At 71.9% G+C, this 19,250-nt stretch carries 22 protein-coding genes; 15 read left to right on the forward strand and 7 right to left on the reverse strand.

Annotated elements, in window-relative coordinates; all coding sequences use genetic code 11:
* Positions 1-142 precede the first annotated feature (142 nt).
* From sppA to FGM06_RS12375, 3 genes are all read left to right on the forward strand, one after another.
* Positions 143-1,078, forward strand: a complete 936-nt coding sequence (gene sppA, locus FGM06_RS12365; protein ID WP_144799542.1) for a signal peptide peptidase SppA — start codon at positions 143-145, stop codon at positions 1,076-1,078.
* A 114-nt stretch (positions 1,079-1,192) separates the two neighbouring features.
* Positions 1,193-2,320 carry a DUF373 family protein gene (locus tag FGM06_RS12370; RefSeq protein ID WP_144799543.1) on the forward strand — a complete coding sequence of 376 codons (1,128 nt, stop codon included), beginning with the start codon at positions 1,193-1,195 and terminating at the stop codon, positions 2,318-2,320.
* 63 nt (positions 2,321-2,383) lie between these two features.
* Positions 2,384-3,208, forward strand: a complete 825-nt coding sequence (locus tag FGM06_RS12375; protein WP_144799544.1) for a shikimate dehydrogenase — start codon at positions 2,384-2,386, stop codon at positions 3,206-3,208.
* 28 nt (positions 3,209-3,236) lie between these two features.
* Here FGM06_RS12375 and FGM06_RS12380 read toward each other — a convergent pair whose 3' ends face one another.
* The gene (locus FGM06_RS12380; protein WP_144799545.1) at positions 3,237-3,695 is read right to left on the reverse strand and encodes a transporter; all 459 of its coding nucleotides are present in this window, start codon (positions 3,693-3,695) and stop codon (positions 3,237-3,239) included.
* Between the two features lie 128 nt (positions 3,696-3,823).
* On the opposite strand from FGM06_RS12380, the gene FGM06_RS12385 reads away from it, so the two are divergent.
* The 6 genes from FGM06_RS12385 to FGM06_RS12410 all read left to right on the forward strand — a co-directional run bounded on the left by FGM06_RS12385 (position 3,824) and on the right by FGM06_RS12410 (position 9,714).
* Complete coding sequence (locus tag FGM06_RS12385; protein ID WP_144799546.1) at positions 3,824-4,357, forward strand: helix-hairpin-helix domain-containing protein; 534 nt, start codon at positions 3,824-3,826, stop codon at positions 4,355-4,357.
* 46 nt (positions 4,358-4,403) lie between these two features.
* Positions 4,404-6,179 carry an anthranilate synthase component I family protein gene (locus tag FGM06_RS12390; protein WP_144799547.1) on the forward strand — a complete coding sequence of 592 codons (1,776 nt, stop codon included), beginning with the start codon at positions 4,404-4,406 and terminating at the stop codon, positions 6,177-6,179.
* Complete coding sequence (locus tag FGM06_RS12395) at positions 6,172-6,852, forward strand: anthranilate synthase component II (protein WP_144799548.1); 681 nt, start codon at positions 6,172-6,174, stop codon at positions 6,850-6,852. The genes FGM06_RS12390 and FGM06_RS12395 overlap by 8 nt, the downstream gene beginning before the upstream one ends.
* Complete coding sequence (locus tag FGM06_RS12400; protein ID WP_144799549.1) at positions 6,845-7,750, forward strand: aminotransferase class IV; 906 nt, start codon at positions 6,845-6,847, stop codon at positions 7,748-7,750. Before FGM06_RS12395 ends, FGM06_RS12400 begins: the two co-directional genes overlap by 8 nt.
* A 422-nt stretch (positions 7,751-8,172) precedes the next feature.
* Positions 8,173-8,643, forward strand: coding sequence for a Rieske (2Fe-2S) protein (locus FGM06_RS12405; RefSeq protein WP_144799550.1), 471 nt, complete (start codon positions 8,173-8,175; stop codon positions 8,641-8,643).
* Positions 8,644-8,709: 66 nt separating this feature from the next.
* Complete coding sequence (locus FGM06_RS12410) at positions 8,710-9,714, forward strand: hypothetical protein (protein WP_144799551.1); 1,005 nt, start codon at positions 8,710-8,712, stop codon at positions 9,712-9,714.
* Between the two features lie 43 nt (positions 9,715-9,757).
* Here FGM06_RS12410 and FGM06_RS12415 read toward each other — a convergent pair whose 3' ends face one another.
* The gene (locus tag FGM06_RS12415; protein WP_144799552.1) at positions 9,758-10,204 is read right to left on the reverse strand and encodes a DUF5788 family protein; all 447 of its coding nucleotides are present in this window, start codon (positions 10,202-10,204) and stop codon (positions 9,758-9,760) included.
* 128 nt (positions 10,205-10,332) lie between these two features.
* Between FGM06_RS12415 and FGM06_RS12420 the strand changes: the two genes are divergently transcribed.
* Positions 10,333-11,091 carry a YkgJ family cysteine cluster protein gene (locus tag FGM06_RS12420; RefSeq protein WP_144799553.1) on the forward strand — a complete coding sequence of 253 codons (759 nt, stop codon included), beginning with the start codon at positions 10,333-10,335 and terminating at the stop codon, positions 11,089-11,091.
* A 30-nt stretch (positions 11,092-11,121) separates the two neighbouring features.
* Here the strand turns inward: FGM06_RS12420 and FGM06_RS12425 are convergent, their stop codons facing one another.
* Positions 11,122-12,027: a dihydrodipicolinate synthase family protein gene (locus tag FGM06_RS12425; RefSeq protein WP_144799554.1), complete on the reverse strand. Its 906-nt coding sequence runs from the start codon at positions 12,025-12,027 to the stop codon at positions 11,122-11,124.
* A 125-nt stretch (positions 12,028-12,152) separates the two neighbouring features.
* Positions 12,153-13,250, reverse strand: a complete 1,098-nt coding sequence (locus FGM06_RS12430; RefSeq protein ID WP_144799555.1) for a bactofilin family protein — start codon at positions 13,248-13,250, stop codon at positions 12,153-12,155.
* A gap of 155 nt (positions 13,251-13,405) precedes the next feature.
* On the opposite strand from FGM06_RS12430, the gene FGM06_RS12435 reads away from it, so the two are divergent.
* From FGM06_RS12435 to FGM06_RS16490, 3 genes are all read left to right on the forward strand, one after another.
* Complete coding sequence (locus FGM06_RS12435) at positions 13,406-13,822, forward strand: TRAM domain-containing protein (RefSeq protein WP_144799556.1); 417 nt, start codon at positions 13,406-13,408, stop codon at positions 13,820-13,822.
* A gap of 142 nt (positions 13,823-13,964) precedes the next feature.
* Positions 13,965-15,293, forward strand: a complete 1,329-nt coding sequence (locus FGM06_RS16485) for an AAA family ATPase (RefSeq protein ID WP_241662572.1) — start codon at positions 13,965-13,967, stop codon at positions 15,291-15,293.
* A 3-nt stretch (positions 15,294-15,296) separates the two neighbouring features.
* Positions 15,297-16,040, forward strand: a complete 744-nt coding sequence (locus FGM06_RS16490; protein ID WP_343195298.1) for an AAA family ATPase — start codon at positions 15,297-15,299, stop codon at positions 16,038-16,040.
* Positions 16,041-16,083: 43 nt separating this feature from the next.
* Here the strand turns inward: FGM06_RS16490 and FGM06_RS12445 are convergent, their stop codons facing one another.
* Entirely contained in the window at positions 16,084-16,308 is a 225-nt protein-coding gene (locus FGM06_RS12445; RefSeq protein ID WP_186311014.1) for a hypothetical protein, read from the reverse strand.
* A gap of 65 nt (positions 16,309-16,373) precedes the next feature.
* On the reverse strand, positions 16,374-17,150 hold the full coding sequence (locus FGM06_RS12450; RefSeq protein ID WP_144799557.1) for a bacteriorhodopsin: 777 nt from the start codon (positions 17,148-17,150) through the stop codon (positions 16,374-16,376).
* A gap of 247 nt (positions 17,151-17,397) precedes the next feature.
* Between FGM06_RS12450 and FGM06_RS12455 the strand changes: the two genes are divergently transcribed.
* The gene (locus tag FGM06_RS12455; RefSeq protein WP_144799558.1) at positions 17,398-17,742 is read left to right on the forward strand and encodes a hypothetical protein; all 345 of its coding nucleotides are present in this window, start codon (positions 17,398-17,400) and stop codon (positions 17,740-17,742) included.
* Between the two features lie 149 nt (positions 17,743-17,891).
* Here FGM06_RS12455 and FGM06_RS12460 read toward each other — a convergent pair whose 3' ends face one another.
* Positions 17,892-18,617 carry a class I SAM-dependent methyltransferase gene (locus tag FGM06_RS12460; RefSeq protein ID WP_144799559.1) on the reverse strand — a complete coding sequence of 242 codons (726 nt, stop codon included), beginning with the start codon at positions 18,615-18,617 and terminating at the stop codon, positions 17,892-17,894.
* A 290-nt stretch (positions 18,618-18,907) separates the two neighbouring features.
* Here FGM06_RS12460 and FGM06_RS12465 point away from each other — a divergent pair, with 290 nt between their 5' ends.
* The gene (locus FGM06_RS12465; RefSeq protein WP_144799560.1) at positions 18,908-19,180 is read left to right on the forward strand and encodes a helix-turn-helix domain-containing protein; all 273 of its coding nucleotides are present in this window, start codon (positions 18,908-18,910) and stop codon (positions 19,178-19,180) included.
* Positions 19,181-19,250: the final 70 nt, after the last annotated feature.

The raw sequence follows: 19,250 nt of genomic DNA on the forward strand, positions 1-19,250 counted from the left end.
GTCGGACCCCGATTTCCCCCGGTTTTGCGGTCTTTCCAATTCCGCCAGCGACGGCGTCGGGCTCAGTCGGGCCGACGAATCGCCGCCCGACGCCGATCCCCGCAGCGCCACCATATAAACGGCCGCGCCCCCAACCGACGGTATGGAGAGCGACGCGCGTTCGGACGGACGGAACCTCCTCGCGGCCGCCGTGGTCGGCGCGACGGCGACGGTGGCCGGCAGGCGGCTCGTGGCCCGGCTCACCCGCGGGCGGTTCGGCGAGAGCGAAGAGTACAACGCGGGGAAGGTGACGGTCTCGGGACCGATCCGACGCGACAAGGGGCGTCCCTCGCCGCTGTCGGGACCGGGGGGCACGACCGCCGACGACGTCGTCGAGCAGATCGAGGCGGCCGACGAGGACGAGGACGTCGAGGCGCTCGTCGTCGAGCTCAACACGCCCGGCGGCGAGGTGCTCCCGAGTGACGACATCCGGCGCGCGGCCGCCGACTTCGACGGCCCCACGGTCGCGTACGCGACCGACACCTGCGCGTCCGGCGGCTACTGGATCGCGAGCGGCTGCGACGAGCTGTGGGCGCGCGACGCGAGCCTCGTCGGGTCCATCGGCGTCGTCGGCTCCCGGCCGAACGCCGCCGGGCTCGCCGACAAGCTCGGGATCTCCTACGAGCAGTTCACCGCCGGCGAGTACAAGGACGCCGGCGTCCCGCTGCGCGAGATCGAGGAGGACGAGCGGGAGTACCTCCAGGGGATCATCGACGGCTACTACGAGCAGTTCGTCGAGACCGTCAGCGAGGGACGCGACATGGACCCCGAGGCGATCCGGGAGACGGAGGCGCGGGTGTACCTCGGCACCGACGCCCTCGAGATCGGGCTCGTCGACGAGCTCGGCACCGAGGGCGACGTCGAGGATCGGCTCGGGGAGCTGATCGACGCGGAGCCGGAGGTCCGCGAGTTCACGCCCGACCGGGGGCTCGCGGAGCGGCTCGGCATCGGCGCGGAGCGCGTGGCGTTCGCCGCCGGCAGCGGCGTCGCGAGCGTCTTCGCGAGCGAAGGCGGCGACGTGGACGTCGAGCTGCGGTAGGGCGCGTGCCCGCCGCAGTGGGTCGATCGGCGGCTCCGGCGGGCAGGGGACCCGCCCCCGGCGACCCCCTCGCCGACGGGGAGCTTTTTATCCGGGCGGATCGAGAGTCGAGGCGTGACGACGCTGGTCATCTGCATCGACCGCTCGGGGGCGATCGGGCGGGCCACCAACGTCCCGATGCCGGTCGCCGGCTGGGAGGCGGTCCGCTCGCTCGTCACCGACGCCGGGCTCAGCGACCCGGAGGACGCCAGCGTCAACTGTCTGCTCGAGTCGCTGCGGGTCGCCCGCGACCTCCGCGACGAGCGCGAGGAGGCGGTCGTCGCGGTCGTGTCGGCCGAGAGCGACACCGCCGTCGGCGCCGACCGCTCGATCGCCGCCCAGCTCGACGACCTCGTGGACCGGTACGACCCCCGCGCGGCGGTCGTCGTCGTCGACTCCGCGGAGGACGAGCAGGTGCTCCCGATCGTGGAGTCGCGGATGCCGGTCGACTCCGTCGACCGCGTCGTCGTCCGTCAGGCCCGCGACATCGAGTCAACGTACTACCTCCTGAAGCAGTTCCTCGCCGACGAGCAGCTCCGGTCGACGATCCTCGTCCCGTTCGGCGTCGCCCTCCTGCTGTTGCCGGCGCTGTTCTACTGGTTCTCTCCCGCCGAGGCGGTCGCGGGCGTCGCGGGGCTGCTCGGCGCGGCGCTCCTCTACAAGGGGCTCGCGATCGACCGGTTCGTCGCCGGGATGCCGGAGCGGGTCCGGGAGGCGCTGTACGCCGGGCAGGTGTCGATCGTCACGTACGTCGTCGCCGCCGGGCTCGCGCTCGTGGGCGGCTTCTTCGGCGTGCTGTCGGCCTCGGAGCTCGCGAGCGCCCCCCGGATCGTGGAGGCGATGGAGTTCACCCACGCCGCCGTCCCGTGGTTCGCGGTCGCGGGCGTCACCGCGGCCGTGGGGCGGCTCCTCGACGAGCTGATCCGCGACGAGGGGATCCGGACCCCCTACCTCAACCTCCCGTTCGTCATCGTCGCCGTCTCGCTCGTCGTCCGCGGGTTCGCGGGCTACTTCCTCGCGCAGGAGTCGGTGATCGACCCGTTCGAGCCGATCGGCGTCGGGGTGACCCCCGTCCAGCGGCTCGCGGGGTTCATCGTCGCGGGGATCGTCGTCTCGCTCGTCGGCGTCAAGCTCGCGAGCGACGTCGGGACGGAGACGCTGGAGGACGTCATCGACGCGGACCGAGAGACGGACGGGAAGTGAGGGAAGGGACGACGCGGTGAGGGGATCGCGCCACTTTTCTCGGTCGCGGCCGCGTGAGCGCCCATGGACGTGTACGGACTGATCGGGAACCCGGTCGAGCACTCGCTGTCGCCGCCGCTCCACGAGGCCGGCTACGAGGCGCTCGGGATCGACGCGCGCTACGTCACCTTCGAGCCCGAGGCCGACGCGGCGGCCGCGGCGGTCGCGGGCGCCGCCGACCTCGGCGTCGCCGGGCTCAACGTCACGGTGCCGTTCAAGCGCGACGTCCTCGACGCGGTGGACGCCGCCCCCCTCGCCGAGCGCATCGGCGCGGTCAACACGGTCGACTTCGGGCCGCTGCGCGACGGCGACGCCGACCGCCCCCGCGGTCACAACACGGACGCGGCGGGCGTGCAGCGAGCGTTCGCGCGCCACGACGTGGAACTCGACGGCCGGGCGGCGGTCGTCGTCGGGGCCGGCGGTGCGGGACGGGCGGCGGCGTTCGCGCTGGCGGACGCGGGCGCGAACGTCCACGTGGCGAACCGCACCGCCGAGCGAGCCGTCTCGCTGGCCGAGGCGGTTCCCCGGGCGACCGGCGGCGGCCTCGACGACCTCGGCGAGCGCGTCGCCGGCGCGGACGTGCTGGTCAACGCGACCAGCGTCGGCATGGAGGCCCCCGGGGAGACGCCGGTGCCCGCGGCGCACCTCCACGGCGACCTAGCCGTCCTCGACGCGGTGTACGCGCCGATCGAGACGCGGCTCCTGCGGGAGGCCGCCGACGCGGGCGCGACGACGGTCGACGGGGCGTGGATGCTGCTGTTCCAAGGCGTCGAGGCGTTCGAGATCTGGACCGACCGGGAGGCGCCCGTCGACGCGATGAACGCGGCGCTGCGGGCCGAGTTGGAGTAGGCGCGGAGCGTCCGAGAGCGTCGGTCTTCTAGATGAGTCCGGGGGTCGCCAGCAGCCCGGCGGTGACGACGAGCGCCACGGAGAGCCCGGCGGCGCCGTAGAGGAACGGCTTCGCCTCGCGCGCGGGCTCGCGGAGCTTCCCGGCGTCGAGCCCGTCGGTCAGCTTCCCGCTCGCGACCTCGACGAGCCCGGTGATCAGGAACCAGAGCGCGATCATCGTCAGGACGAGGTGGCCGCGGCCGGTCCCGGTGAGCGACTCGAAGGTGTACAGCGTCCCCGCCATGTGGCCGCCGGACGCGAGGAAGGCGAGGGCCGCGATCCGGGTGATCCATCGGAGTCGGCCGACGATCGCCCCGAGGGCGTCGCCGTCCACGTCGCCGCGGAGCGCCGGCGGGAGCACGGCGAGGGTGACGAACAACACGCTGCCGGTCCAGAGGACCGCGAAGCCGACGTGGAGCGACCACACGACCGGGTTGACGATATCCATATCCGTCGGAAGGACCGACGCCACTTATAAACAGGCGAGACGGGGTCGCCGGACGCCGGGGGCGGCCAGGGACGGGGAACGGGCGACGGCGAGGGTTTTTAAATATCCCACGTTCGTATGCTTCGTCGATGGCCCTACTGCAGAAAATCAAGGAGAAACTCGGGTTCGGGACCGGCCGCGCCGAACGCGACGAAACGGAGACGGAAGTGACCGTCGAGAGCGACCCCGAGCAGGGATCGGAGTCGGAGCCGGAACCGGCGAGCGACGCCGGTGAGGCGGCCCCGGACGAGGGAGCGGACGGCGACGAACCGGTCGCCGCGGAGACTGAGGCGGCCGCATCGACCGATTCGCTGGTCGACGAGGAGGGCGCCGCCGAGGATCCGTCCCAGGCGGCCGAGCCGGCGGAAGCGGCGGGGGTCGCAGACGAGGAGGTTGACGACGAGGAAGTCGAGGTCGACGACGAAGAGGTCGAGGTCGACCAGCCGGGCACCGACGTCGAGGAACTCAAGGGGATCGGCCCGGCGTACGCCGAGCGGCTGGCCGAGATCGGGATCGGGAGCGTCGAGGACCTCGCGGCCGCCGACGTCGACGCGGTCGCGGAGGGCGCCAGCGTCGGCGAGAGCCGCGCCGCGACGTGGATCGAACGGGCGAACGAGTTCTGAGGCCGCCGACCGCAACTGTTTCGTCGCGCCCGCCGAACCGACCCACATGCAGCGATCGGTACACACCGACCGGGACCGCTTCCGCGAGGTCGCCGCCGCGGCGCCCGCGGGGACTCGGGTCCCGGTCGAGCGCCGGGTCGCCGTCGACGACCCCTTCGCGGCCTACCGCCGGGCCCGCGACGGCCCCGGCGGCTTCTGCTACGAGACCACCGGCGGGCAGTCCGGGTGGGGGTACTTCGGCGTCGACCCGGTCGAGCGGCTGACCGTCTCGGGCGAGGCGGTCGTCGCGGCGGGGGGCGACGAGGACGGCGCGTCGCTCGGCGGCGCATCCGACGGCTCGGACGCCGGCGGCCGGAGCCCGACCGGCGACTACCGCCGCCCGAGCCCAACGCTCGCGGCGCTCCAAGGGCTCCTCGACGGGGAGCGCCTCGCGCGCGGCGACTGCGACGTCCCCTACCCCTGCGGCGCGTTCGGCTGGCTCTCCTACGACGTCGCCCGCGAGCTGGAGTCGTTCCCGGCCCCCGCACCGACGGGTCCCGGCGCGGTCGACGACCGTGATCTCCCGCGACTCCAAGTCGGCGTCTTCGACCGGGTCGCGGCGTGGGAGTGTCCGGTCGCCGGGAGGGACGAAGGGGACGGCGACGACGCCGAGACCGAGACTTCGGGCGCGGACGAGGCACCACCCGTCACGCTCCGCGTGACCGCCTGTCCGCGCGTCCCCGCTGGCCTCGACGACCCGGCCGCCGACCGCGACGCCCTCGACGCGCTGTTCGACGCGGGGGCGTCGCGGGCGGGCGACCTGATCGACCGGATCGAGACCGGCGACCCCGGCGTCGGCCCGGCGCCCGATCCGGACGCGTCGACGGCGACCTTCGAGAGCGACGTGGGCCGCGAGGGGTACGCCGAGGCGGTCCGCCGGGTGAAGGGGTACGTCCGCGACGGCGACACCTTCCAGGCGAACGTCTCGCAGCGCCTCCGGGCGCCGGCCGCGGTCCACCCGGTGGAGGCGTACGACGCGCTCCGGACGGTGAACCCGGCGCCGTACTCCGGGCTGATCGAGTTCTCGCGGGAGGCGGACGAGGGCGGTGGCGGCGACGTCCCATCCGGGGTCGACCTCGTGAGCGCGAGCCCGGAGCTCCTCTTGGAGCGCGTCCCGACCGACGACTCCGACCGGGGCGCCCGACTCGTGACGGAGCCCATCGCCGGGACGCGGCCGCGGGGGGCGACGGCCGACGACGACGACGCACTCGAAGCGGAGCTGACCGACGACGCGAAGGAGCGCGCGGAGCACGCGATGCTCGTTGACTTGGAGCGCAACGACCTCGGGAAGGTCTCCCGGTTCGGCACGGTCGACGTCGCGGAGTACCGCCGCGTCGACCGGTACAGCGAGGTGATGCACCTCGTGAGCGTCGTCGAGGGCGAGGCGCGCCCGGACGTGGGGGTCGCCGACGCGGTCGCGGCCTGTTTCCCCGGCGGGACGATCACGGGCGCCCCGAAGCCGCGGACGATGGAGATCATCGACGAGCTGGAGGCGACGCGACGGGGGCCGTACACCGGCTCGATGCTCGCCGCCGGCTTCGACGGCCGCGCGACGCTGAACATCGTCATCCGGACGCTGGTCCGGCACGCCGCGGCGTACCACCTGCGCGTCGGCGCCGGGATCGTCCACGACTCCGAGCCCGACGCGGAGTACGAGGAGACGCTCGACAAGGCGCGAGCGCTCGTGACCGCCATCGACGAGGCGCTCGCGGCGGGCGAGATGGCGGTGAACGAAGCCCGAGCCGCGAGCGACGCGGAGGGACCGGAGGCGAGCGATGACTGACGCGTCGTGGCCCGATCCCGGCGGGGCCGCCGATGCCGCGGGCGGCACGGCCGACGCCGCGACCGGCTGGCGACCCGGCGCCGGCGACGCCGACGCCCGGGTGCTCGTCGTCGACAACTACGACTCGTTCGCGTACAACCTCGTCCAGTACGTGGGCGAGGTCGCCGGCGCGGTCGCGGTCCGGCGGAACGACGCGGTCGACCTCGCCGGGATCCGCGCGCTCGATCCCGACGGCGTCGTCGTCTCGCCGGGGCCGGGCACCCCGGCGGAGGCGGGCGTCTCGACCGCCGTCTTCGACCTTGCTCGTCCCGTCCTCGGCGTCTGTCTCGGCCACCAGGCGCTGTGCGCGAACCGCGGGAGCCGGGTGCGCCACGCCCCGGAGGTCGTCCACGGGAAGCCGTCGACGATCACCCACGACGGCTCTGGCGTCTTCGCCGGGCTCCCAGACCGGCTCCGGGTCGGGCGGTATCACTCGCTGTGCGTCGAGCGCGGCGACCTCCCCGACGAGCTCGTCGAGACGGCTCGCACCGAGGACGAACGGGAGGTCGTGATGGGCGTGCGCGACCGCAAGCGCCCCCACATCGGCGTGCAGTTCCACCCCGAGAGCATCCTCACGCCGCGGGGGAAGGCGATGGTGGCGAACTTCGTGGAGGGGTGCGAGACGCATGAGTGAGGAACTTCAATACCACGTCGACGGCGAGGTCGTGCCCGCCAGCGAGGCGACGGTCTCGGTCGAGGACCGCGGGTTCGCCTACGGCGACGCCGCCTTCGAGACGATGCGCGCGTACGGCGGCGCCGTCTTCCGGTGGGAGGACCACGCCACCCGGCTCGCCGACACCTGCGACACCCTCGGGCTCGATCACGATCTCGCGGACGCGGACCTGAAGGCCCGGATCGACGAGACGCTCGCCGCGAACGACCTCGCCGACGCCTACGTGAAGCTCTCGATCACCCGCGGCGTCCAGCCCGGCACGCTCGACCCGAAACCGGCGGTCGACCCGACCGTCGTCGTCATCGCGAAGCCGCTCCCCCGGGGGGGCATCGACTCGGAGCCGGTCCACGACGGGCCGGCCGCCGTCCAGACGACGAAGACGCGCAAGCCCTCCTCTCGCGCGCTCCCGGCCGACGCGAAGACGCACAACTACCTCAACGGAATCCTCGCACGGCTGGAGCTCCGGGTCACCGGCGCCGACGAGGCGCTCATGCTCGACCCCGCCGGCGACGTCGCGGAGGGCGCGACCGCGAACGTCTTCTTCGCGGACGGGACCGCCCTCAAGACGCCCTCGCTCGACGGGCCGATCCTCCCCGGCGTCACCCGCCGGACCGTGATCGAGATCGCCGAGGAGGAGGGGATCCCGGTGGAGGAGGGGACGTACGCGCCGGACGCGGTCCGCGAGGCCGACGAGGTCTTCCTCACCAACTCGACGTGGGAGATCCGGCCCGTCGAGACGGTCGACGGCCTCGCGGTCGACGGCGACGGCGAGGGCGTCGAGGGGCCCCTGACGACCCTGCTCTCGCGGCTGTTCGACCGACGCGTGGAGGAGCGCTACTACGACGGCGAGCGGCTGTAGTCGGCGGCGTTTGTTTATATGAACACAGCGGTGGCGCGCCCCGGTGAGCGGCCCGGAGGGCCGCGAACCGACGGTGCGAGGGAGTCGGTCGCCGTAGGCGACCGACGAGGCTGGGGAGGCGTGAGGCGCGGTTGCGGTGCGGTCGGGCGGGACTCAAAGGGGCAGTCGCGAGGCGGTCGCAGGCGACGTAAGCACCGCAGGGAGCGAACGGAGTGAGCGACTGAGGGCACAGCGAGCGTGCGACCGCCTCGCGACTGGGGCTTTGGAGGTGTTCGCCGTCGATCCAGTATCAATCATTTATAAGCGATTGGTTGGAGCTTCGGGGGTGCTCTCTGTGGGTCACCGCTCGGCAACACCCGACGTTCGAGCCCGGTCCCAGCCGCTATCACAGCGTTCAAACCCGGCGCAGGCCACGAAAATATATGAACGCGGACCGTCGGATCGCCGCCGTCGAGGAGGTTCCCGAGGACAGCACGCTGCTCGTGACGCTGCGGCCCGTCGACCCCGAGAGCGTCGACGACGGCGAGGGCGACGTGGGCGAGTCTGAGGACGGGACGCCCGAGGTCGAGGCGATTCTCACCCGCGCGGCCGGCGAGATGCGCGCGTTCCGCAACTACTGCCAGCACTGGACCGACGTGCGCCTCGACAAGGACGACGGGGCGTTCGTCCGCAACGGCGAGGTGTTCTGTCAGAAGCACGGCGCCACCTTCGAGGCCGACGGCGGCTACTGCAACTTCGGCCCCTGCGAGGGGGCCGTGCTGGAGGGCGTCGACGTGACCGTCGACGGCGACGGCGTGTACCTCACCGACGCCGCCTACGAGTTCGTCAGGCTCGGTCCCGCCCGACGCGACGGCGACGCCGGCGACTCGCGGATCGACTTCACCGGGAACTGAGGCGGAGACGACAGCGGCTGTTTGTGCAACGCCGGCGCATTTATGTCGGGGCGATGAAAGACGGGTATGAGCGATCCGAAGCCCTCCAGACGCCGAGTGCTCGCCACCGGTCTCGCCGCGGCGGCAGGCGCGGTCGCCGGCTGTCTCGACGGATCAGTGACGGGCGGTCCCGCGAACGACGACGGCGACGGCCGAGTCCTGAGACTCTCGCTCGACGACGCGGGAGAGACCCTCCGAGACGGCGCCGTCATCGACCCCGCGGAGAGCGATCCGAGGTGGAACCAGGCGGCGTTCGCGGCCGCCCGCGACGGAGAGCGGTACACCGCTCAGTACCGGAAACCGCTCCCGGCCGCGACCGACGATCCGACGTACGCCGTCCACGAGGAGACGTACTACCGGCTGGACTCCGTCGTCGTCAACGAGGCGGTCGAGACACGACCCGTGCTCCGCCTGTTCGAGGCCGACGACGACGGTGAGACCGACAATGACGACGAGACCGACGCCGTCGAGACACAGACGCTCCCGGAAAGCGACCGCAACGCCGTGGAAATCGCGCACAAGTCGACGCGGGCGCGAGGGAATCCGGGCGGCGTCCCGGTCGGATTGGTGGAACGCGGCGGCTACGTCTACCGCGACGCGGACGCGGTCGACGCGAGCGAACTGCCCGCGGCGGACGGACCAGACCGCGTCACCTACCGAGACTCGGCCTATCGGGTCGAAGTCACCCGCGAGCAGTTCTACGAGCCCGTCTACCGCGCCGTCGCCGAGCCGGTCGCGGAGTCGACGGAGGGGATGGAGGCGATCCTCCGAGCGCAGACGGTCGGCGCGCGGATCGACGACGACGACCTCTCGGCCGACGCGAGGGAGGTGATCGAGGCCGCCAGACACGGCGGGTACGAGGAGTCACACCCGTACTCGGACGGCTACGCGGAGCTGCTTCGGGCGTTGCACGAGCGCCCGTACATCGACGGCAACGTTCGGAAAGACGCGGCGTGGACCGAATCGGGATCCGAGCGGATCCGCTACGGGGACCGATACTACGACTACCGGCTCCGGTTCGAGTCGGCCTGAGGCGCGCCGTCGGAACCGCCTCCGGTTCCGGACGCCGCTCCCGTCAGAACCGCGTCCGCCCGCTCGCTCCGCCGGCGTCGTCGCGCCCGAGCGCCTTCTTCAGGAAGCTCATCCAGCGCTTGCGGTCGGCGGCCTTCTGGCGCTGCTCCTCCGTCTCCGGGTCGGGAGCGTCGAGCCCCTCTAACGCCTCCAGCGCGCGGTCGATCCCGATGATCGACGCCGCGAGCTCCTCGCCCTCCTCGTAGCTCACCTCGTTCTCCTCGATGGGTTCGAGCCGCTCTAACCGCTCGCGGCGGAGGTTCCGCTTCGCGCGCTCGACGCGGTCGCGCTCGCCCGAGGGGATCGAGTCGCGCCGCTTGATCTCGAAGACGAACGACCGCAGTTCGATCGGCTCCCCCTGGACCTCGATCTCCTCGGGGATGTCCGCGCCCACCGTCGCGGCCTCGCGGTTCACGCGTTCGAGGAGCCCCTTCCGCTCGTACTTCTTCACGGCCGCGGGTAGGGAGCGGTCGCACTTCGCTCCTTCGGCGGAGCGGGACTCGCGGCCCTCGGGAGGCGCCGCGGTCGCTGTCTCCGAGAAGGGACGACGTTAACCCGACCGCGCCGCAACCGACCCCCATGGAACCGCTCGAAGCCGAGCTCTCGCGGGCCCGCGGGCTCGCCGTCGACGACCTCGCCGACGCCATCGAGGCGATGGGCTTCGAGTGCACGCGCTGCGGGGGCTGCTGTACGGGGTACGCCCCCGACGAGCCGGGCGGCGCGCCGGCGGGGGAGGGGGCGGACGACCCCGAAGACGATTCCGCCGCTCCCGAGCGCGAGCCCCACACGGCGACCGTCTTCCCGGACGAGGTCCGCGCGGTCGCGACCGCGGCCGAGAAGCGGTTCGGCGAGTCGTACGACTGGCGCGACGTCGCCCGTCCGATGCCGTTCGGGCTCTCCGAGGGCGACGACGGCGAGCCGACGGGCGAGACGTTCGAGTGGGCGCTCGCGACCGACGACTGCGGGGACTGCACCTTCTACGAGGAGACGGACGGTGTGGGCGCCTGCGCGGTCCACGATTCCAGACCGCTCATCTGCCGGACCTACCCGTTCAGCGTCGCGCTCGACGGGACGAGCCAGCCGATGGGAGAGGCGGTCGACGAGGCCGGAATCGTCCGCGCCCACGAGTGCGAGGGGCTCGATCGCGATATCTCCCGCGAAGACGCCGAGGCGCTCGCCGCGTCGCTCAAAGAGCGCGCGGTCCGCGAGCTGGAGGAGGCGATCGGCGTGCGCGACGGCTACGACCCGGCGGCCGCGGAGCGCGCCGACGGCGACGTCGTCGTCTTCGACTCGGAAGGACCGAAGGAGGGCGACGGGACGCCAGTCGACGGGGAGTGAGACCTGAGACTCATCGCCGGTCGACGGCCTTCAGACGACGTCGAGCGCCGCGTCCACGTCGGCGACGATCTCCTCTCGGGCCGCGTCGTCGGGGAGCGTGAGCGGCGGGCGGACCCGGGCGTCCGGGATGAACCCGCGGTGCGCGGCCGCGACCTTCGTCGCGGGCGCGAACCCGTGGTCCCCGCACCGGTCGAACAGCGGCGCGATCGCCCGGCGGTGGAGCGTCAGCGCGCGGTCGTCGTCGCCGTCGCGGAGCGCCTCGCCGAGGGCGACGAATACCTCCGGGATCACCTGCGAGAGGGCGTGGATCCCGCCGTCGACGCCGAGCGACGCGCTCGGATACAGCAGGGCGTCGACGCCCTGGAAGACGGTGAACTCCTCGGGGGTCCGGTCGACGGCGACGTCGACCGCTGAGATGTCGCCGCTCGTGTCCTTCAGCCCGACGACCGACTCGCGCTCGGCCACGGCGGCGAGGACGTCGGGGTCGATCGCCTCGCCGACCGTCGACGGGATGTCGTAGAGGACGAGCGGCAGGGGCGTCTCGTCGGCGACCGCGTCGAGGAACGCCCGCTGGCCGGCCGGCGCTGTCGAGTTGTGGTAGTACGGGAGCGTGATCAGCCCCGCGTCCGCGCCGGCCGCGTCGGCGGCCCGGAGCGAGTCGAGGACGCCCGACACCGTCGTGTCCGCCGCGCCCGCGATCACGGGGATCCGGCCGTCGGCCGCCTCGACCGTCGTCTCGACGACCGTCCGGCGCTCCGCGTCGGTGAGGCTGGCGAACTCCCCCGTGGTGCCGCAGGGGACCATCCCGTCGAGGCCGGCGTCGACGAGAGTCGAGACGTGGCTCGCGAGCGCGTCGGCGTCGACGTCGCCGTCGGCGTCGAACGGGGTCACGATCGGGGGCGAGACGGCGCCGTACCGGAAGTCGAGGTCGGTCATGATCCCGGGTTCGGCGGGCCGGGAGAAAGGCGTTGCCCAACGGCGGCGGTCGACGTGAGGACGCGCGCCGGAACGGGCCGGAGCCCGGAGGTCCGAACCGGGACCCCCGCTCACGAGCGCCGCGGTCACTCCGCGGTGACCGACCCCGGCTCGGAGGCGACTCCGGAGCCGCCGCGGTACCGGTCCAGCAGCGCGATTCCGAGCGCCCCGAGCCCGAGCAGCAGCACGACGAAGTCGACGAGACCGCCGACCCACGGAACGAGCCCGATCGCGGCGACGCCGAGGACGCCGACGAGGAGAGCGATCCACCGATTCGGCCTGTCGAGCCGGTCGAGGACCAACGATCCGAGGGCGTACCGACCGTACACGGAGCCGACCCAGATCGCGACGATGTACGCCCCGATCCCAACGAGCGCGAGGGGAATCCCGACGACCGTGATCGCCACGAGGACGAGGAGGATCGGCGTCACGATCAGTGCGATCAGGCCGACGCCGCCGCTGCGGAGCGCGTCGCCGCCGACGCGGTCGGCGACACCGCGCGAGAATCGGGGGAAGGCGAGCAGGAGCACGGCGCCCAGCGCGAGGTTGACGGCGACGCCGTACGCGGAGCCGGCCCACGAGGGCACGAGGTCAGGTCCGAACGCGATCCCGGTGTCGCCGCGGAGGCCGTCGTCCTCGACCACGCCGCCGGCGACCGTCGCGTCCGGACTCTCGGTGAACGTCTCGGCGTCGTACCGGAACTCCCCGCCGACGTCCGCGTTCGGGCCGAGGACGACCGAATCGGCGGCCGCCCGAACGTCGCCGCCGACCGCGCCGTCGACGGTTATCGAGCCGGCGCCGATGTCGAGCGAGCCGTCGATCCGACCGGTGTCGGTCAGTTCGAACGAGCCGGCGCCGGCCTCGACGTTCCCGCCGACCGTTCCGTCGACGGTTATCGTCCCGGCGGCGGCCCGAACGTTTCCGGCGACGCGACCGGTCTCCGCGACGCGGATCGAACCGGCCGCGCCGGAGAGATCGCCGTCGACGGTGCCGCGGACGACGATCGTCCCGGCGACGCCTTCGATCCCGTCGACCGTCTCGCCCTCGTCGACGACGATCGTTCCGGACGCCCCCTGAGCAGACTGGGCCGCCGCGATCCCAGTCGCGAGCGGGAAGAGGAGCGCGACGATCGCGAGGGCGACGGCGATACGACGGCGTCTGGCGGTGCCGAACGGAGGGTTCATAGCGGAAACGTCGGCGCCGACCGATATATGTTTATTCGTTAACTGGTATCGAGGGCCGTTCGAACGTCGTCGACCGCGAGGCGCTCGGCGCCGCGCGGATCCGGGCCGGCGGTACAACTATACTGGTCCGTCGCCACGTACGGGTGAACTCTACTATGGAGATCTCAGAGAAGCTCCTCTGTCTGTTCAGCGCCGACGTTCGCGAGGCGGACGGCGAGTACGTCGTCGACGTCCCGCGCCGCGAGATCGAGACCGGATCGCTGGAACCGGGCGAGACGTACCGGGTCGCGCTCATCTCGCGCTCGGAGACCGAGGCGGGCGACGACGCCGACGGGGGCACCGACGTCTCGGCGTCCCGCGACGACGACGGGCCGCAGCCCCCGGTCGAGCCGGGCGAGATGCGCTACGTGGAGATCGAAGATCTCGGCAAGCAGGGCGACGGCATCGCCCGCGTCGAGCGAGGCTACGTGATCATCGTCCCCGACACGGAGGTCGGCGAGCGCGTGAAGATCGAGATCACGGAGGTCAAGTCCAACTTCGCGGTCGGCGAGGTCGTCGAGGAGTCGGCGTAACGACGACGCCGAGCGAGAGGGAACCGAGGGCGGCCGGGACGACCCGAACCGTCGTGGCTACTATGTGCGATCCGCGCGTATCCCGTCACATGACGTCGACGAGCGTCGCCGACGAGCGGTTCTCCCGACGACCATGCCGAACATGAGCGTTCGACTGCCGGTCGCGGACGTCCCCGAATCGGTCGGGGACCGCCGAGTCGGGCTCTCCCCCTCCGTCTTGGCGGAACTCGGCATCGAGGACGGCGACCCCGTGAGCGTCCGGGGCGGCCGGACGACCGTCGCGGTCGCGGCTCGCGTCGACGGCGATCCCGACGGGGCCCGGCTGCCCGAGCCGATCCGCCGGAACGCGGACGCCGAGATCGGCGACGCGGTGACGCTCGATCCGGTCGACGCCGTCTCGGCGTCCGCGGTCACGCTCCGGCTCGACGAGGCGATGGACCTCACCCGCGCGGCGGCCGCCATCCGGCGGCGTCTCGACGGGACAGCCGTCTCGGTCGGCGACGAGGTGGGGGCGGCGCTGCTCGGCGGCGCGCTGCGGCTGACGTTCGTCGTCGACGACGTGGCGCCGTCCTCGCCCGGGATCGTGGGCGAGGAGACCGAGATCGAGGTCGAGACGGAGGAGGGGACGGCGGCGGTCGTCAGCGAGCCCGACGCGTCCGGGATCGACGGTGCCGTGCCCGCCGAGACGTTCCGTGAGCTTCGCGAGGCCGCCGCGACCCGGCTCGACGGGCGCGAGTCGTTCGCGGCGGCCGGCCGGCCGACGACGCTCGGGCTCCTGCTGTGCGGACCGCGGGGAGCCGGGAAGACGACGCTCGTCGAGGCGGTCGCGGCCGCGGTCGACGCGACCCTCGTTCGGGCCTCGGCCGCACGGCTGCGCGGCGAGGGCGCGAGCGACCGCGAGCGCCGGCTCGACCGCGTCGTCGAGGCCGCGAGCGACGCCGACCGGGCGGTGGTCCTGCTCGACGACCTCGAGGTCCTCGGCGACGACGGCGCCGCCGCGACGCTCGGCGACCGCCTCCGCGAGACGCTCGACGGGCTACGGGCCACCGACGGGACGGTGGCGATCGGGGTGACCACGGACGCCGACCGCGTCCCCGAGGCGCTGCGGCGCGGTGGGCGGTTCGACCGCGAGGTCGAGCTCGCGCCGCTGAGCGTCGAGGACCGGCGGGCGGCCTTAGAGAGCGTCGCGCGCGACGTCCCGCTCGCGGCGGACGTCGACTTCGCGGAGACGGCGACGCGGATCAACGGGTTCGTCCTCGCCGACGTCGCGGTGCTCGTCGACGCCGCGCTGGAGCGGGCGGTGCGGCGCGAGGAGGACACCGCGGTCCGGCGGGCCGACCTCGACGCCGCGATGGCGTCGATCGACCCCGGCGGGCTCAGGGACGTCGCCGTCGACGTCCCGTCGGTCTCGTGGGACGAGGTCGGGGGGCTGGAGGCGGCGAAACGCGAGATCGTCCGCGCCGTCTACTGACCCCTGGAGTACGCCGACCGCTTCGAGCGCGCCGGCATCGAGCCGCCCTCCGGCGTGCTGCTGTACGGGCCGCCCGGCACCGGGAAGACGCTGCTTGCTCGGGCCGCGGCCAGCCTCAGCGACGCGAACTTCATCTCCGTGAACGGGCCGGAGCTGCTCAACCGCTACGTCGGGGCGAGCGAGCGGGCGGTCCGGGACCTGTTCGCGACGGCGCGGGAGAACGCTCCGGCGGTCGTCTTCTTCGACGAGGTCGACGCCATTTCCCCGAAGCGGAGCGGCGACGACACGGGCGCCGGCGAGCGCGTCGTCTCCCAGCTGCTGACGGAGCTCGACGGGCTCGAGCCCCTGACCGACGTGGTCGTCGTCGCGGCGACCAACCGCCCCGACTCGATCGACGAGGCGCTGCTGCGGCCGGGGCGGATCGAGAAGGCGGTCGAGACCCCGCTGCCCGACGAGGCGGCCCGCCGGGAGATCCTCGGGATCCACGCCCGCGACACGCCGACGACCCCGTCGGTCGACCTCGACGCGCTGGCGGCGCGGACCTCGGGCTACAGCGGCGGCGACATCGCCGCCCTGGTCCGCGAGGCCGCGATGCTCGCCATCGAGGAGACGATCGTCGACGGGGGCGGTGCCGACGGGCCGAGCGAGGCGATCGCGGTCGACGTCGACCACTTCGAGCGCGCGATCGCCGAGACCGCGCCCTCGGTGAGCGACGGCGAGGGGCGGGCCGTTCCGCCCCGGGACTGAGCGTCGGCGCCGACCGACCGCGTCCTCGGTGAGCGGGAGCGGATTACCCGCGCTCCTCGTGGAGGTTGTGGACGAAGTAGGCGATGCCGATCGCCGCGAGCAGCTCCACGGCCGAGACGGTCCAGAACGCGGCGGTGAACCCGAGCCCGTACCGCCGGAGCGTCGGCAGCGCGAACATCCCGACGGCCGCCAGAACGGCGCAGACCCCGATCCCGACGACCGACCCGATGTTCAGTACGGCGACGGGGTCGTACGAGTCGTCAGACATACCCGTTGAGTCGTACAAAAAGGTGCTACAACGATTCTTCGGTCGGTTCGAAGGGGCGAGAGCCCTCAGTCGGCGGCCGACGCCTCGCCGGCGGACGGCTCCGGCGCCTCGGTGTCACCGAGGATGGCGCGGCTGCGCAGCAGGACGAACCCGAACCCGACCTTCGCGGTCACGTCGAGCACCATGAACGCGAGCGTCTCGACGCCGAGGCCGACGACGGCCGCGCCCTCGGTCCCGAGGATCCACAGGATCGGGTAGGCCGTCCAGAGGACCGCCACCAGCGCGGTCAGGGTGTTGAACGTGCTCTGTACCTCTTCCGAGCGCTGCTTCGCCGCGCTGCGGAGGCTCGTCAGGAGGTAGTACAGCACGAAGACGAACGCGATCGTGCTGAACAGCCACCAGGAGTACCGCGCGAGCATCGTCTCCGAGAGGGCGCCGATGAGGCCGGTGACGATCATCAGCGCGTCGACGCCGATGAGCGTCCCGGTGGTGACCCGGTCGACCTTGGCGAGGAGACACAGGTCGAGCAGCAGCAGCGGCGTGGTGAACAGCCAGTCGGCGTACCGCGCGTAGTAGATTTCGAGCGTCCCGCGCCCGACGACTTCGACCTCCGACAACCCGATGCCGAAGAACATCGACAGGTACGCGGCCGACGCGATGCCCGGCACGAGGATCGTGATCGCGTAGTACTCACGGGCCTCCTTGTCCGTGACCCCCCAGCCCTTGGCGATGAAGTAGAAGGTCCCGACGAGCATGAATAGCGTCCCGATACCTAGCCACAGCGTTTCGGGCCGGCCGTCCCCGAGGACGTCGAACCCTGCCTGTAGTACTGTCGGATCCATACGCAGTTACGGATACCGCCCATAAAACAATCAACTTCGACACAGCATAGTAAGGTACGCGTTCTCGCCGGATCGGAACGAGATTTTATATTAATAGTGAAGCCTAGAAAGAAACACCGGTTCCGCGGGTCTGAGCGCGCTCGGCGCCGCGAACGACCGCGGTCTCCGTCCGGTGTCGACCGTCGCCGACGGCGCGGACCTTACCAGTGACCCGAAACGAAACCGCTCTGGCGTCCGTAGTACCCGCATGGCGAACGACGAGACCGAGACGGCGACCCGAACGGCGGACGACACGGAAGAGGGGACGGAGCGGACGACGGAGACGGAACCCGCGGGGACGACGGCCATCGACGTGGAGGCGCTCGACACGTACGAGGACCGCGTCGAGGCGCTCGAGTCCGTGGTCGAAGAGCAGTCCGAGCGGATCGAGACGCTGGAGAACCGGTTCCTCGACCTCTCCGCGCGCGTCGCGGACGGGCGGAATCTCGGTGTCTGCCCCGAGTGTAACGGGCCGACGGAGAAGAAGGAGCGGCTGTTCCGGAGCGACACGATCGAGTGTCTCCGGTGCGGCGAGGTCGTCCACACGTACTGAGTCGCGCGGGACGCGGTCGCGCGGGGGCGTTCGGCGGGACGCGGTCGCGCTGGGGCGTTGGGCGGGACGCGGTCGCGCGGGACGGGAGGCTGTCGGGCGGCGGTGACGTCGAGGGGAAGGGAGTCGGTCGTCGCCGTCGGCGGGGCAGATCAGTCGTCGCCGTCGGCGGAGACGCGGGCGTCCCAGTAGGAGACCGACGCCACGTAGTCGCCCGGAATCGTGTCGCCGACGAACTCGTCGAGGACGCGGAAGGGCTTCGCGACGGGACCGGGGAGCTCGCGGTAGAAGCCGTACGGCAGCACGAAGTCGTGCTCCTCGCCGGCGAGCGTGAGGTCCGCAGCGCGGAGCATGTCGACGACCTGTCGCTCGGAGTAGAGCCGAGAGCCCATCGGGAGCAGCCAGGTGTACAGCGTCCGGAGGCTGCGGCGGTTGAACGTGTCGAAGAACACCTGATCCGCGCTGACGCGGCACAGCTCCCGGGCGAACGGCACCGGGTCGTCCATCAGGTGGAAGAAGCGCATCGCGACCACCGTATCGAAGTGGTCGTCCGGGAACGGGAGCCGCGAGGCGTCGCCGCGAACGAACTCCACGTGGTCCGACAACCCCCCTTCGACCGCCTTCGCGCGGCCCTGTTCGAGCATCTCCCGGGAGATGTCGATGCCGACGATGTCGGCGCCCCGGTCCGCGAGCATGGTCGTGAACCGGCCGGTTCCGCAGGCGACCTCCAGCACGCGGTGACCCTCCTCGATCGGTCCGAGCGCGGAGAGCACCGCCTCCTTCTCGCGTCGATCGATGAGCTCGCCGCCGCCCGAGAATCGGACGTCCTCGTACTCCTCCGCGACCTCGTCGGCCTGGTACCAGTCCTGTCCCTTCACGTTGTCCGTACTGCAAGCCCGACCGACAAAACCGTACTGGATGCGGTCGGGGACGGCGCCGACGTCGCCCGGGGGCGACGCGGGGGTAGGGACGTGGACGGCGGCCGTCAGCGGGCGAACGCGGGGGTTGGGGGTCGCAGAGACGCGTACGGCGGAAACCGGGAGAATTCTACCTGATCGATCGGCATAATTTCCACACCCAAACGTGATATTAACACATTATATTATCCCAATCGGATTCCCCAATATGTAGCTAACCTTTACCAATAGGCAAAGAGTTCAGAAGTAACATGAGTACCAGTCCAGCGGAGACCGCCGACCAGGACCGCCTCTCGGAGAGCGAATATCGCGATCGTCTGCGCGAGCTACCGCCAAGCGCCAAGCTCGTCGCCAAAGTGCTCGAGGGCGACTCGCCGCTCTCGCAGGGCGGACTCGCGGAGGAGTCGCTCCTGCCCGACCGGACCGTTCGCTACGCGCTCAACCGCCTGGAGGAGGAGGGGCTCGTCGACTCCCGCTACAGCTTCAAGGACGCGCGCAAACAGGTGTACTACCTGACTATCTGAGCCGGTCGCTCGACCGTCGGAGCGAACCGACCGTCGACGCCGCACGGAGCCCTTTTTAATCCCTCGTCCC

The sequence above is a fragment of the Halorubrum depositum genome, from assembly GCF_007671725.1.
GTDB lineage: Archaea > Halobacteriota > Halobacteria > Halobacteriales > Haloferacaceae > Halorubrum > Halorubrum depositum.